Origin of the sequence: Pseudomonas trivialis, assembly GCF_036864995.1 — a bacterium.
In the GTDB taxonomy this organism is placed as follows: Bacteria; Pseudomonadota; Gammaproteobacteria; order Pseudomonadales; family Pseudomonadaceae; genus Aquipseudomonas; species Aquipseudomonas trivialis.
The window spans coordinates 1508373-1521372 of sequence record NZ_CP142151.1 but is presented as its reverse complement, the minus strand read 5'-3'; the positions used below and the strand labels follow the sequence as shown (position 1 = coordinate 1521372).

Here is a 13000-nt window from a genome sequence, read left to right as displayed (position 1 = left end):
TGAGACTTCTTGGGCTGACACACTGCTATCGGGAGCAAGCCCACTCCCACACTTTGATTGGCTGTGGCTCAGGCCGCAGTTTTTCAATAGCTCCAGTGATTTTCTGATTTGCCGCCCTCCCCGGCACATGGCCTGATTCGCTCTGGTTTATTCAAGGCAGGCTCATGCAAAACGTTCAGACGAAACCCTCCACCGCCGTATGGCTGATGATCAGTGTGGTCCTGATCGCCCTCAACCTGCGCCCGTCGATGGCGGCCGTGGGGCCGTTGTTGGCGTCGATTCGCGCCGATGTGCCATTGAGCTTCAGCGACGCGGCGTTACTGACCATGCTGCCGGTGATGACCATGGGCCTGGCGATGTTCGTGGGCATGGGCCTGGTCAGGCGCTTTGGCGAGCACCGCAGCGTTGTCGCGTCGTTGCTGCTGATTGGGGTAGCGACGTTGTCGCGACTGTTCCTCGATTCGGCGCTGGAGCTGATTGTCAGTGCAATGGCCGCCGGTATCGGAATTGCGCTGATCCAGGCGCTGATGCCGGTGCTGATCAAGTCACGGTTCAGCGCGAATGTCTCGCTGTTCATGGGTTTGTACGTCACTGCAATCATGGGCGGCGCGGCGCTGGCGGCGTCGCTCTCACCCTTCGTGCAAATGCACACCGACAGCTGGCGCGCGGGCCTGGCGATCTGGGCCGTGCTCGCGCTGCTGGCGGTGCTGACCTGGCGTGCACAACGCACGGCGCTACCCGCACTGCCCCAGGCGGGTTCCGACACGCAGCGAGGGTTTTTCGGCAACGCCCGCGCCTGGCTGCTGGCGCTGTTTTTCGGCCTCGGCACCGCGTCCTACACCTGCGTGCTGGCCTGGCTGGCGCCTTACTACGTCGAGCAGGGCTGGAGCGAACAGCACGCCGGGCTGCTCCTGGGTTGGCTGACCGCCATGGAAGTGGTGTCCGGCCTGATCACCCCGGCCATCGCCAATCGTCGCGAGGATAAACGCGGCGTGGTCGCGGTGCTGCTGGTGCTGATCTTCCTCGGTTTCTGCGGCCTGATCCTCAAGCCCCAGCACCTGAGTCTGTTGTGGCCTTGCCTGCTCGGCCTGGGCATCGGCGGGCTGTTTCCGATGAGCCTGATCCTCGCCATGGACCACCTCGACCACCCGCGCCGTGCCGGCAGCCTCACCGCCTTCGTGCAGGGCATCGGCTACCTGATCGCCGGCCTGTCGCCGCTGCTCGCGGGGATGATCCGTGAACGCTCGGGCAGCTTCACGTGGGCCTGGTGGTCGCTGACAGCGGTGGTCGTGGTGATGCTGCTGATGGTCACGCGCTTCAATCCACGGCACTACGCCCGACATATTCGCTGAGGTCGTGTTGTGGACATTATTTGTCCCACGACAAACATAGAAACGCCCTACAGAACTTTCTATTGGCACGACCGTTCCGTTAAGCTTTTGCACTGTCGTGTACTGAATTCGGTACCGAAGGTTTGCGGACGGAACCGATGCTAAACAGTAACTTGCTCAGAAAACTCGATATGCAGGATCTGATGGTGTTTATCGCCGTCTACGACCAGAGCAGCGTTACCGACGTGTCTGAAACGCTGTTCGTCAGCCAGTCCACCGTGAGCTACAGCCTGAAGAAACTGCGCACCAGTTTCGAAGATGAGTTGTTTATCAACACCCGCGCGGGCATGCGTCCTACGTCCAAGGCCACGACCATGTACGGCCATGTGCAGAGGATCCTCGAAAGCATCAACCTGTGCCACGCCGGCGACCAGCCGTTCGACCCTGCGCAGAAAGCCGTGACGTTCAACGTGTGCGCCCCGGAATACTTCGAGCAATTGATCCTGCCGCGTCTGTTGAAGGACTTCGACCGCGCCGACCTGCCGGTGATCGTCAATGTGCAGCGACTCGAAACCGACATTCCCGCCGACGACCTGCGCGACGGGCGCCTGGACCTGGTGATCTGCTTCGGCCCGCACTTTCATCGCGCACACAAGGACTTCAAGACCCAGATGCTGCTGGAGGACGACCTGGTGTGCGTGTTCGACAAACGCGCGGCGCCGCCGGAGCCGGTGTTCAGCCTGCAAGCCTTCGTGGCCCGGCGCCACGTGTTCCCAACGCCGTGGACCTCGGCCACCAACATGATCGACGGCTGGCTCGCGCGCCAGGCCCACAAGCGCCAGGTGGTCGCGCGCGCCAACAGTTACAGCGCCGCGTTGAAAATGATCACCGGCACCGACTTCATCGTTACCCTGCCGCGCCGGGTGCAAAAGCTGCTGGCTCCCGCCACGGTGTTCGGCCACTGCGAGGCGCCGAGCGGTTTGCCGGGGTTCACGCTGGATATGCAGTGGAAGGAAGCCGGCGCGCAGGACAGCGCCAACAGCTGGTTTCGCGAGCAAGTGGTCAAGGCCTGCGCCGACCAGGGCTTGCTCTAGAGCGGCGTGGCCAACCCGCGATCGCTCATGAACGCCTCCAGCCGCGAGCGCACCCAGCGCTCGGCCGGGTCGGTGTCCACGTGGCTGAGCCAGACCATGGACAGGTCCAGGGTTGGCGTCTGAAACGGAAACGGTTCGCAGAACAGCTTGCCCGACACCGCCATGGCTTCGGCGGTGTAGTCCGGCAGGCTGGCGATCAGGTCGGTGCCGGCCAGCAGTGCCGGCAGCGCGCTGTATTGCGGCACCGACAGCACCACCTGGCGCTTGCGGCCGATTTCCGCCAGCCACTCATCGGCAAACCCGGCCACGTTGGCGGTGTGGGACACCAGCACATGGGGGCGTGCGCAATATTCGTCGAGGGTCAGCGGCGTTTGCGAGGCGTCGGCGCGCAGGATGCGCGGGTGGATATGGCGCAACAGCTTGCGCTTGGCATTGGCCGGCAGGCCGCGGGTCTGGGTGATGCCGACGGTGATGTCGCCGGACGCGAGCAGGTCGGGAATGCGCCAGTAGTCGACATGCTGCACCACAAACACCACCTGCGGCGCCTCCTGGCGCAGGCTGCGCAGCAACGGCGGCAGCAGGCCGAACTCGACGTCATCGGACAGGCCGATGCGAAAGGTCATGGTGCTGATGGACGGGTCGAAATCGTGGGTCAGGCTCAAGGCCGACGATAAGGAGTCCAGGGCCGGCGACAGGTGCTGGATAATTTCTTCGGCACGCGCCGTGGGCTCCATGCGGTGGCCCACGCGAATGAACAGCGGGTCATTGAACAAGGTGCGCAAGCGGTTGAGCGCCGAACTGATGGTCGGCTGGCCAAGAAACAGCTTCTCGGCCACCCGCGTTACATTGCGCTCGAGCATCAACGCTTCGAAGACCACCATCAGGTTGATATCGGCCTTGCGTAATTCATTGCGATTCATCGGCGCCTGCCCCTTCCCCACGACAAGCCGCAGTGTAGAAAGCGCGGGGGCCGGCGTCTATGTACGCGGCGCATTCAGCCCGAATCAAGGGCCGCCGATGATCAGGGTGAGGTGCTGGCAAAGTAGAACGTGCCGAAAGCTCACATCCAGGCGGGAACGGGTTTAGGGTGGCGCCGTGGATTGATAGCGAACGCACATCAATCTATCCAAATTTGTCACTTATCATTTCTAAATGTGTCAGCCACTATCTCGGGTCTTAAGCGAAACAAGCACTTTAAAAAGAACGCTGGAGACACAAAACCATGACAAGCCCTTCCCGGCCCGCCTCTGCCTCCTCGAAAGTTGGCGCGGTTTTTCGCGTTACTTCGGGCAACTTCCTCGAACAGTTCGACTTCTTCCTGTTTGGCTTCTACGCCACCTACATCGCTGCCGCGTTCTTCCCCTCCGCCAATGAGTTCGCATCATTAATGATGACCTTCGCCGTATTCGGCGCCGGCTTCCTGATGCGCCCGCTCGGCGCCATTATTTTGGGTGCTTATATCGATGACGTGGGTCGTCGCAAAGGCCTGATTCTGACCCTGTCGATCATGGCCAGCGGCACGCTGTTGATCGTGCTCGTACCGGGTTACCAGACCATTGGCCTGTGGGCTCCATTGCTGGTGCTGCTGGGTCGCCTGCTGCAAGGCTTCTCGGCCGGTGCGGAACTGGGCGGTGTGTCGGTTTACCTGTCGGAAATGGCCACACCGGGCCGCAAGGGTTTCTACACCAGCTGGCAGTCGGGCAGCCAACAGATTTCCATCGTGGTCGCCGCCGCACTAGGTTATGGCCTCAACGTGTGGATGGAACCTGCGGTGGTGGCCGATTGGGGCTGGCGCATTCCGTTCGCCCTGGGCTGCGTGATCATCCCGTTCATCTTCATCCTGCGTCGCAACCTGCAGGAAACCGAAGAGTTCGCCAACCGCACGCATCGCCCGACCATGCGTGAAGTGATGGCAACCCTGGTGAAGAACTGGACGGTGGTCATCGGAGGCATGCTGATGGTGGCCATGACCACCACTGCGTTCTACCTGATCACCGTGTACGCGCCGACTTTCGGCAAGACCGTGCTGCAGCTGAGCACCTCGGACGCCCTGCTGGTGACCTTGCTGGTGGCCATCTCCAACTTTATCTGGCTGCCGATCGGCGGCACCCTGAGCGATCGCTTCGGCCGCAAGCCGGTGCTGCTGGCCATGACGTTGCTGACCGTGCTTACTGCTTACCCGGCGCTGTCCTACGTGGTCAACGCACCGAGCTTTGCGCACATGCTGGAAACCCTGCTGTGGTTCTCCTTCCTCTACGGCATGTACAACGGCGCGATGATTCCGGCGCTGACCGAAATCATGCCGGTGGAAGTGCGCGTGGCGGGTTTCTCCCTGGCGTATAGCCTGGCGACGGCGATCTTCGGCGGGTTCACCCCGGCGATCTCCACCTGGTTTATCCATATCACCGGCGACAAAGCCTCACCGGCCTACTGGATGATGTTTGCCGCTCTGTGCGCGCTGTGTTCGACCCTGGCGCTCTATCGTCGCGCCAACGCCCGCGGGCAAGTGATGCAAGGAGCGGTGTAATGAAGTTTCTCTCTAAAACCCTGACCGCCCTGGCCCTCAGTGCCCTGGCGCTGACGGCCCAGGCCGAACAACTCAAGGTGATGACCTCCGGTGGGTTCACCGCTGCCTACAAATTGCTCGGCCCGCAATACGCCAAGCAAAGCGGCGACACCCTCGACACCATCCTCGGCCCGTCCATGGGCAAGGCGCCGGAAGCGATTCCCAACCGCCTGGCCCGTGGCGAACACGCCGACGTGGTGATCATGGTCGGCTACGCACTGGATGAGCTGATCAAACAGGGCAAGGTCGACCCGGCATCCCGTGTGGAACTGGCGGACTCGCGTATTGGCCTGGTGGTCAAGGAAGGCGCGGCAAAGCCTGTGATCAACACCGATGCGGACCTGAAGGCGGTGCTGAGCAAGGCCAAGTCCGTGGCCTATTCGGACAGCGCCAGCGGCGTGTATGTCGAGAAAGAGTTGTTCAAGAAACTCGGCATGCCGGCCAAGGGCACGATGATCGAACGCGCGCCAGTGGCCGAACAGGTGGCCAAGGGTGATTACGAAGTGGGCTTGCAGCAGGTGGCGGAATTGTTGCCGGTCAAGGGCGTGACCTTTGTCGGCAAGCTGCCGGAAGATGTGCAATCGGTGACACGCTTTGCGGCCGGTATCCCGGTCAACGCCGAACACAAGGATGAGGCCAAAGCGCTGCTCAAATTCCTCGCTTCTCCCGAGGCGCAACCGGTGGTGCAATCCACCGGCCTGGACTCGGTATCACGCTGACCGAAACGGCATCTCCCGCACCAACCGTTCCAACTCCAGCGCCGCTGGCGGCAATGTCCGCCCGCGGCGTTTTATCAAGCCCACGTTGCGCATCACCTGCGGCTCCACCAGCGGCACACTCACCAGAATCGGGTGCTCGCACGCCGGCATCGCAATCGATGGCACCATCGCCACGCCCAACCCCGCCTCCACCAGCCCGATCATCGTGGTCACGTGATGCGTCTCGCAGATACTCGGTTTTTTCACCCGCACCCCACGCAAAGCCTGGTCCAGCAGAAAGCGATTGCCCGAGGTCTTGTCCACCGTGATGTAGTCGTGCTCGTAGGCTTCGGCCCAGCTCACGCTCTCGCGTTCGGCCAACGGGTGATCACGCCGGCAGGCCAGCACGTAGCGCTCCTGCAGCAGCAACTCGAACTCCACCTCATCGGCCAGGCTGCCGCTGAAACTCACGCCAAAATCCGCCTCGCCGCTTTCCACCGCATTGCACACCTCGCCGGCACTGGCATCGAGCACCCGCAGGCGGATCTTCGGATACAGCTTGTGGAATTCGGAGATCACGTGGGGCATGAAGTAGTACGCCGTGGACGGCACGCAGGCGATGGTCACGTTGCCCATGCGCGTGGAGGCGACGTTGCTGATGCCCATCAGCGCGATGTCGAGGTCGTCGAGCATGCGCTCGACCTGCGGCAGGAACGCGCGGCCAACCATGGTCAGACTGACGCGGCGCGTGGTGCGCTCGAACAGCTTCACGTCCAGCGCCGACTCGAGTTTTTCGATGCGCCGGCTCAGGGCCGGTTGCGAGATGCGGATGGCCTCGGCAGCGCCGCGAAAGCTGCCCTTGTCCACCACGGCGCGGAAGGCTTGGAGGTCGTTGAGGTCGAAGTTGATGATCACGGGTCGGCTGCTGGCTCAAAGTGAATCGCGATACTACCTTACAGGCACGGTTCACGCGCAGTCAGCCCGGCCGGGCGTTGCCGTTGGATTCGCTGAAAAACGTTCCGAGCAATGCAATTTAGTATAAATTGCCATCACTTTATTCATGGCTTAAAGGAGATTACCCGTGGCAACTCTGCAGGCAAAAACAGTCCAGGCATTGCAAGACAATCGCATTGACCTGCTCAACGAATGGACGCACAGCCTGGAGGCCACGGGCGCCACACGCAATCTCAAGGGAGACGACGTCAAGCAACAGACCGGCGAGTTCCTCAACCTGCTCGCCGACGCCCTGCACAACGGCGGCTCGCAAAACATCAATCACGAAAACTGGGCACAGACTCGGCTATTCCTGGAGAAACTGTCCCACAGCCGTGCGCTGATCGGCCAGGATTCCCAGCAGACCGCCAGCTTCATTTTCGCCCTCAAGGGCCCGGTGTTCGCCCTGCTGCAGCGCGAATACTCCAGCGACGGCGCGCAACTGGCCGAACAACTGTGGGAAGTGTCGGAACTGCTCGACGGCCTGGGCATGCACACCATCCGCACCTTCCAGAAATCCCGTGAAGCGGTGATCAAACGCCAGCAAGAAGAACTGCTCGAGCTGTCCACCCCGGTGGTCAAGCTGTGGGACGGCGTGCTGGCCCTGCCAATGATCGGCACCCTGGACTCGCAACGCACCCAGGTGGTGATGGAATCCCTGTTGCAGCGCATCGTCGACACCGGTTCCGAAATTGCCATTATCGACATCACCGGCGTGCCGACCGTGGACACCCTGGTGGCCCAGCACCTGCTCAAGACCGTTACCGCCATCCGCCTGATGGGCGCCGACTGCATCATCAGCGGCGTGCGTCCGCAAATCGCCCAGACCATCGTGCACCTGGGGCTCGACCTGCAAGGCGTGGTGACCAAGGCCAACCTGGCCGACGCTCTGGCGCTGGCCCTCAAGCGTCTGGGCGTCAACGTCAGCAAGGCAGTCTGAGCATGGAACGCATCCCTATTTTGCAGATGGGCGAGTTTCTGCTCGTAACCATCCAGGTGGACATGCACGACCAACTCGCGCTGACCCTGCAGGACGACCTGTCGGAACGCATCAGCCGCACCTCGGCGCGCGGCGTGTTAATCGATATTTCGGCGCTGGACATGGTCGACTCGTTCATCGGGCGCATGATCGGCACCATCTCGGGCCTGTCGCGCATCATGGACGCGCAGACGGTGCTGGTGGGCATGCAGCCGGCCGTGGCCATCACCCTGGTGGAACTGGGCATGAACCTGCCGGGCGTGGCCACCGCATTGAACGTGGAGCGCGGCATGAAACTGCTGCGCGACCGGGTTGAACACTCATGACCGAAGCCAGCAGCGGCACGCATCCCGTGCTGATCGAACAGGACGTTGTGCTGGCGCGACAATTGGTACGCAGGCTGGCCCAGGAATGCGGCATGCGCCTGATCGACCTGACCAAGCTGGTCACGGCCGTCAGTGAGTTGGCGCGCAATACCGTGGTGTACGGCGGTGGCGGCTACATGGATTGGGCGGTGGTGGAAAAAGACCTGCGCCCCGGCGTGCGCCTGACTTTTCGCGACGAAGGCCCGGGCATTCCCGACCTCAAGCTGGCAATGACCGATGGCTGGACCTCCGGCGGCGGACTGGGCCTGGGGCTGACCGGTGCCAAGCGCCTGGTGGACGAATTCGAACTGGATACCGCGCCGGGTAAAGGCACCCGCGTGACGATCACTCGATGGTCCTGAATATCCACAGTGCACTGACCCAGGTGTTATTGGTCGAGGACGTCAGCCAGGTGGGCTACGCGCGCCGCACGGCGCAACTGCTGGCCGAGCAACTGGGCTTTGACGAAACCGATGCCGGGCGCGTGGCACTGGTGGCCACCGAGCTTGCCAGCAATATCCTCAAGCATGCCGATCACGGCCAGTTGCACCTGCGCGCCACCGGCAACGGCGGCGTGGAGATGATCGCCGTGGACCGAGGCCAAGGCTTCGATCTGGACAGCTGCCTGGTGGACGGTTTCTCCACGGGCGGTACCCAGGGCATCGGCATGGGCGCGATTTCGCGCCTGGCCCAGGTGTTCGATGTGCATGCCGACGCGCGTGGCACAGCGATGCTCGCGCGCCTGTATCCGCGTGCCTCGGCTGCCCGCGACATCCGTTACGGAGTCAGCCAGCATTCGTTGCACGACGACCCGCATTGCGGCGATGCCTGGCACCTGATGGTCGAGCCGGGACGTTTCAGCGTGATGGTGGCTGACGGACTGGGCCATGGCATCGATGCCGAGCGCGCTGCGCAGGCCGGCGAGGCGGTGTTTGCGCAGGATGCATTTCTCGACCCAAGCGTGCTGATGAACGATCTGCATGTGGGCATGAGCGGCACCCGTGGCGGCGCCATGGCGATTGCTCAATACGACGCCTCGGCCGACACCCTGCGCTTCACCGGCATCGGCAACATCGGCGCCAGCCTGATCGGCCACGGCAAGCCTCGGGGGCTGGCCTCCCATCCGGGGATCGTCGGCGTGCAATATCGCAAGGCCCAGCCCTTCGACTACGCTCAAGTGACCGGCCAGTTGCTGATCCTGTACAGCGACGGCTTGCAGTCACGCTGGAACCTTGCCGATTACCCGGGCCTCGTACACCGCCACCCGGCCCTGATCGCCGCCATTCTGCACCGTGACTTCTGTCGCGGCCGGGATGACGTTACCGTATTCGTGATTGCCCTGGAGGCTATCAATGGCTGAAACCACTGCCTCCCTCGCCGATGAAGTCAAACGCCTGCGCCTGGAAGGGGACGCCCTGCGCGCCGAACTGGACGAGACCAACCAGGGCGTGCTGGCGCTGTATGCCGAACTCGACATGCAGGCCGACCAACTGCGCCAGGCATCGGACCTCAAGAGCCGCTTCCTGTCGTACATGAGTCATGAATTTCGCACGCCGCTGGGTTCTATCCTGAGCATCACCAGCCTGTTGGCGGATGAACTCGATGGCCCGCTGAGCCCTGAACAACACACCCAGGTCGGGTTTATCCGCAGCTCTGCCCGCGAGCTGCGGGAAATGGTCGATGACCTGCTGGACCTGGCCAAGATCGAGGCCGGGCGCATTTCCATCTCGCCGGCATGGTTCGACATGTTCGACCTGTTCTCGGCGCTGCGCGGGATGTTCCGGCCCATCGTCGATGCCTCGTCGGTGGACCTGATCTTCGAAGAGCCGGCCGGCCTGCCCAAGCTGTATACCGATGACAAGAAGCTGGCGCAGATCCTGCGCAACTTCATCTCCAACGCGCTCAAGTTCACCCTGCAAGGCGAGGTGCGGGTTTCGGCCGGCATGGAGAACGACCGCGAGATCCGCTTTGCGGTGCAGGACACTGGCCTGGGCATTCCCGCCGAGCTGCACAAGAACCTGTTCGAAGATTTTTCGCAGATCGATTCTCCGCTGCAAAAACGCCTGCGCGGCACCGGCCTGGGCCTGTCGCTGTGCAAACGCTTCGCCGAACTGCTGGGCGGCCGTGTGGGTGTGGAAAGTACGCCCGGCGTGGGCTCGCTGTTCTATGTGATCATCCCCCTGTCCATCGCAAACGAGAACGTCGATGAAGCGTGACATTCGATTACTGATCGTCGACGACAACGCCGCCACGCGCTACGCCCTGCGCCGCCGCCTGGAGCGTCACTATGGTCATGTGCTGGAAGCCGGCACCGGCCAGGACGGGCTGGACCTCATCGCCCGCGAAAAAATCGATGCGCTGATCCTGGACGTCAACCTGCCGGACATGAGTGGCTTCGATATCGTGCGTCGCCTGCGCGCAGACCCGTCCACCGCGTTGCTGCCGGTGGTGCATGTGTCGGCGGCGTCCATCGAGACCGGTGACATCATCACCGGCCTGGACGCGGGGGCCGACGCTTACCTGATCCACCCGGTCGACCCGGATGTGCTGCTGGCGACCCTGCGCACCCTGCTGCGGGTGCGTGACACCGAATATGCGCTGCGTGAAAGCGAGGCGCGCTTTCGCGAGATTTTCTTCAATATCAGCGCGCCGATTGCGGTGATGGACGCGCAGCTCAAAGTCCATGAATGCAACCACGCCTTCGCGCAATTGATTCATGACAACCTCAACCCCGACGCCCTGCTCGAATGCTTCGCCGACGGCCAGCGCGCCGTCATCGGCGAACTGTGCCAGCGCCTGTCGGCCGGCGAGCGCTGGAAAGGCACGCTGCAGTTGAACGTGAATGGCGAGCTGCGCGAGACCGAGTGGCAGATTTCGCCGTATAACCGCGCCGAGCTGAGCCTGGTGTTCGTGGAGGACGTCACCGAGCACCGCCACCGCGAGCGCCATCAGCAGGCCGAACTGGCCAATGCCGCGCGCCAACTGGCCCGCACTGAAGCGCAACTGCTGCAGGCGCAGAAGATGGACGCGCTGGGCAAGCTCACCGGCGGCATCGCTCACGATTTCAACAACCTGCTGACCGGAATCATCACCAGCCTGGAACTGATCAAAAAACGCATCGAGAGCCAGCGCACCGAGAAGGTCCTGGGCTACGCCGATGCGGCCCTGAGCTCGGCGCTGAGCGCGGCCGGCCTGACCAATCGCCTGCTCGCCTTTGCCCGCCAACAGCCGCTGGACACGCGCCCTATCGACATCAATGCGCATATTCGCTCACTCGAAGAGCTGCTGATGCGCACCATTGGTGAGCACATCGCGCTGAAGCTGGAGCTGACCAGCAACCCGGCGGTGGCGCTGGTGGACCCGATCCAGCTGGAAAGCGCGGTGCTCAACCTGGTGATCAACGCCCGTGATGCCCTGCCCCAGGGCGGCATCATCTGGGTCACCACTTACCCGGCGTATTCCAATGGCAACCTCAAACTGGAAAACGGCCCCTACATTGCGCTGTCGGTGCGCGACAATGGCGTGGGCATCGACCACAGTGTGATCGACAAAGTGTTCGACCCCTTCTTCACCACCAAGCCGGTGGGCCAGGGCACGGGCCTGGGTCTGTCAACCATCTACGGTTTCGCGCGCCAGTCCGGCGGCGATGCGCAGATCCGCAGCGTCACCCGCCAGGGCACCGAAGTCACCATCATGCTGCCGGCCGCCGAAGGCCCGGCCACGCTGGCAACAAAACTGCTGGCGATGCCTGGGTTGAGCAAGGGCGAGCACATTCTGATCGTTGAGGACATGCCTTCGGTGCGCAGCTTTGTCGCCGAAGTGCTGGTGGATGCCGGCTACCAGTGCAGCCTGGCCGCCGACGGCGACGAGGCCATGGTGATCCTGCAGGCCGACCCGAGCATCGACCTGTTGCTGACCGATTATGGCCTGCCGTATATGACCGGCCGTGAACTGGCCGACCACGCACGCGTGCTGCGCGCTGACCTGCCGATTTTGTTCATGACCGGCTACGCGGAAAATGCGGCCAATCGTCAGAGCTTTCTGGGCGAGCGCATGGACTTGATCACCAAGCCGTTTCATATCGATGAGCTGCTGGAGAAGATTCGTCAGGGGGTGGAGCGCCAGGTCTAGGCCGACGCTCCACAGGTACTACAAGCGGAACCGCGCCACGGCGTCGTTGAGCGCTACCGCCAGACGCGCCAGCTCCTGGCTCGAACCGCTGACCTGCCCGGCGCCGGAAGACGATTGCGCCGACAGGTCACGGATATTCACGATGTTGCGGTCGACTTCCTTGGCCACCTGGGCCTGCTCCTCGGCCGCACTGGCGATCACCAGGTTGCGCTGGTGAATCTCGTCAATCGAATCGGTGATCCGACTCAGCGCGCCACCGGCCCCTTCGGCCAGGCTCAAGGTCTCGGTGGCGCGCTGGGTGCTTGACTGCATCGACGCCAGCGCATCGTTGGAGCCGGTGCGCATGGCGGTCACCATCTGGTCGATCTCCAGGGTCGATTGCTGAGTGCGATGGGCCAGCGCCCGCACCTCATCGGCCACCACCGCAAAACCACGCCCGGACTCACCGGCACGCGCCGCCTCGATGGCGGCGTTAAGCGCCAGCAGGTTGGTCTGCTCGGCGATGGAGCGAATCACGTCGAGCACCTTGCCAATGTCCCGCGATTGCTCGGCCAGGTTCTGTACCAGGGTGGAGGTCTCGCCGATGTTGCTGCTCAGTGCCTGAATCGCGCTGACTGTTTCGCCAACGCGGTGCTGGCCTTCGCGCGCGGTTTCATTGGAAAGCCTGGTGGATTCGGAGGTCGACACCGCGTTGCGCGCCACCTCGTCGGCGGCCGAGGTCATCTCGTTGACCGCCGTGGCTGCCTGTTCGATCTCTGCCGTTTGCTGTTGCAGGCTGCGGCTGCTCTGGTCGGTGATGCCATTGAGGTCGGTGGCCGAGGCGGACATTTGTACCGCAGACTG

13 protein-coding genes and 1 pseudogene are annotated in these 13000 nt (G+C 62.8%); 11 read left to right on the top strand and 3 right to left on the bottom strand.

The window, feature by feature from the left end; translation table 11 throughout:
* The first annotated feature begins 164 nt into the window (after positions 1-164).
* Complete coding sequence (locus VRB54_RS06755; RefSeq protein WP_338480061.1) at positions 165-1352, top strand: cyanate transporter; 1188 nt, start codon at positions 165-167, stop codon at positions 1350-1352.
* 137 nt (positions 1353-1489) lie between these two features.
* Positions 1490-2425, top strand: a complete 936-nt coding sequence (locus tag VRB54_RS06750; protein ID WP_322212938.1) for a LysR family transcriptional regulator — start codon at positions 1490-1492, stop codon at positions 2423-2425.
* Here VRB54_RS06750 and VRB54_RS06745 read toward each other — a convergent pair.
* Entirely contained in the window at positions 2422-3345 is a 924-nt protein-coding gene (locus VRB54_RS06745) for a LysR family transcriptional regulator (RefSeq protein WP_338480060.1), read from the bottom strand. The genes VRB54_RS06750 and VRB54_RS06745 overlap by 4 nt on opposite strands.
* Before the next feature lie 302 nt (positions 3346-3647).
* On the opposite strand from VRB54_RS06745, the gene VRB54_RS06740 reads away from it, so the two are divergent.
* Both VRB54_RS06740 and VRB54_RS06735 read left to right on the top strand, forming a co-directional pair.
* Positions 3648-4952, top strand: coding sequence for an MFS transporter (locus VRB54_RS06740; protein WP_338480058.1), 1305 nt, complete (start codon positions 3648-3650; stop codon positions 4950-4952).
* Entirely contained in the window at positions 4952-5710 is a 759-nt protein-coding gene (locus VRB54_RS06735) for a substrate-binding domain-containing protein (RefSeq protein ID WP_057007926.1), read from the top strand. The genes VRB54_RS06740 and VRB54_RS06735 overlap by 1 nt, the downstream gene beginning before the upstream one ends.
* Here the strand turns inward: VRB54_RS06735 and VRB54_RS06730 are convergent.
* Entirely contained in the window at positions 5702-6604 is a 903-nt protein-coding gene (locus tag VRB54_RS06730) for a LysR family transcriptional regulator (protein WP_338480057.1), read from the bottom strand. The genes VRB54_RS06735 and VRB54_RS06730 overlap by 9 nt on opposite strands.
* Positions 6605-6770: 166 nt before the next feature.
* On the opposite strand from VRB54_RS06730, the gene VRB54_RS06725 reads away from it, so the two are divergent.
* The 7 genes and pseudogenes from VRB54_RS06725 to VRB54_RS24470 all read left to right on the top strand — a co-directional run bounded on the left by VRB54_RS06725 (position 6771) and on the right by VRB54_RS24470 (position 12157).
* Complete coding sequence (locus VRB54_RS06725; RefSeq protein WP_338480055.1) at positions 6771-7622, top strand: STAS domain-containing protein; 852 nt, start codon at positions 6771-6773, stop codon at positions 7620-7622.
* Between the two features lie 2 nt (positions 7623-7624).
* Positions 7625-7987: an STAS domain-containing protein gene (locus VRB54_RS06720; protein WP_003233973.1), complete on the top strand. Its 363-nt coding sequence runs from the start codon at positions 7625-7627 to the stop codon at positions 7985-7987.
* Positions 7984-8388: an anti-sigma regulatory factor gene (locus VRB54_RS06715; protein WP_338480054.1), complete on the top strand. Its 405-nt coding sequence runs from the start codon at positions 7984-7986 to the stop codon at positions 8386-8388. The genes VRB54_RS06720 and VRB54_RS06715 overlap by 4 nt, the downstream gene beginning before the upstream one ends.
* A complete protein-coding gene (locus tag VRB54_RS06710; protein WP_338480053.1) occupies positions 8379-9386 on the top strand; it encodes an ATP-binding SpoIIE family protein phosphatase in 1008 nt (335 codons plus the stop codon). Before VRB54_RS06715 ends, VRB54_RS06710 begins: the two co-directional genes overlap by 10 nt.
* Positions 9379-10242 carry a sensor histidine kinase gene (locus tag VRB54_RS06705; RefSeq protein WP_338480051.1) on the top strand — a complete coding sequence of 288 codons (864 nt, stop codon included), beginning with the start codon at positions 9379-9381 and terminating at the stop codon, positions 10240-10242. The genes VRB54_RS06710 and VRB54_RS06705 overlap by 8 nt, the downstream gene beginning before the upstream one ends.
* A pseudogene (locus VRB54_RS24475) lies at positions 10232-11242 on the top strand (response regulator); the annotation flags it as partial. The gene VRB54_RS06705 and the pseudogene VRB54_RS24475, both read left to right, overlap by 11 nt.
* A gap of 165 nt (positions 11243-11407) precedes the next feature.
* A complete protein-coding gene (locus VRB54_RS24470) occupies positions 11408-12157 on the top strand; it encodes a response regulator (RefSeq protein WP_422396094.1) in 750 nt (249 codons plus the stop codon).
* An 18-nt stretch (positions 12158-12175) separates the two neighbouring features.
* On the opposite strand, the gene VRB54_RS24465 is transcribed toward VRB54_RS24470, so the two are convergent.
* Positions 12176-12985, bottom strand: a complete 810-nt coding sequence (locus tag VRB54_RS24465) for a methyl-accepting chemotaxis protein (protein WP_373460611.1) — start codon at positions 12983-12985, stop codon at positions 12176-12178.
* Positions 12986-13000: the final 15 nt, after the last annotated feature.

Bases quoted from the DNA above. Each gene is read 5' to 3' on its own strand.
- VRB54_RS06740 (WP_338480058.1), top strand. From the start codon at position 3,648: ATGACAAGCCCTTCCCGGCCCGCCTCTGCCTCCTCGAAAGTTGGCGCG.
- VRB54_RS24465 (WP_373460611.1), bottom strand. From the start codon at position 12,985: ATGTCCGCCTCGGCCACCGACCTCAATGGCATCACCGACCAGAGCAGC.
- VRB54_RS06715 (WP_338480054.1), top strand. From the start codon at position 7,984: ATGACCGAAGCCAGCAGCGGCACGCATCCCGTGCTGATCGAACAGGAC.
- VRB54_RS06710 (WP_338480053.1), top strand. From the start codon at position 8,379: ATGGTCCTGAATATCCACAGTGCACTGACCCAGGTGTTATTGGTCGAG.
- VRB54_RS06720 (WP_003233973.1), top strand. From the start codon at position 7,625: ATGGAACGCATCCCTATTTTGCAGATGGGCGAGTTTCTGCTCGTAACC.
- VRB54_RS06745 (WP_338480060.1), bottom strand. From the start codon at position 3,345: ATGAATCGCAATGAATTACGCAAGGCCGATATCAACCTGATGGTGGTC.
- VRB54_RS06705 (WP_338480051.1), top strand. From the start codon at position 9,379: ATGGCTGAAACCACTGCCTCCCTCGCCGATGAAGTCAAACGCCTGCGC.
- VRB54_RS06755 (WP_338480061.1), top strand. From the start codon at position 165: ATGCAAAACGTTCAGACGAAACCCTCCACCGCCGTATGGCTGATGATC.
- VRB54_RS06735 (WP_057007926.1), top strand. From the start codon at position 4,952: ATGAAGTTTCTCTCTAAAACCCTGACCGCCCTGGCCCTCAGTGCCCTG.
- VRB54_RS06750 (WP_322212938.1), top strand. From the start codon at position 1,490: ATGCTAAACAGTAACTTGCTCAGAAAACTCGATATGCAGGATCTGATG.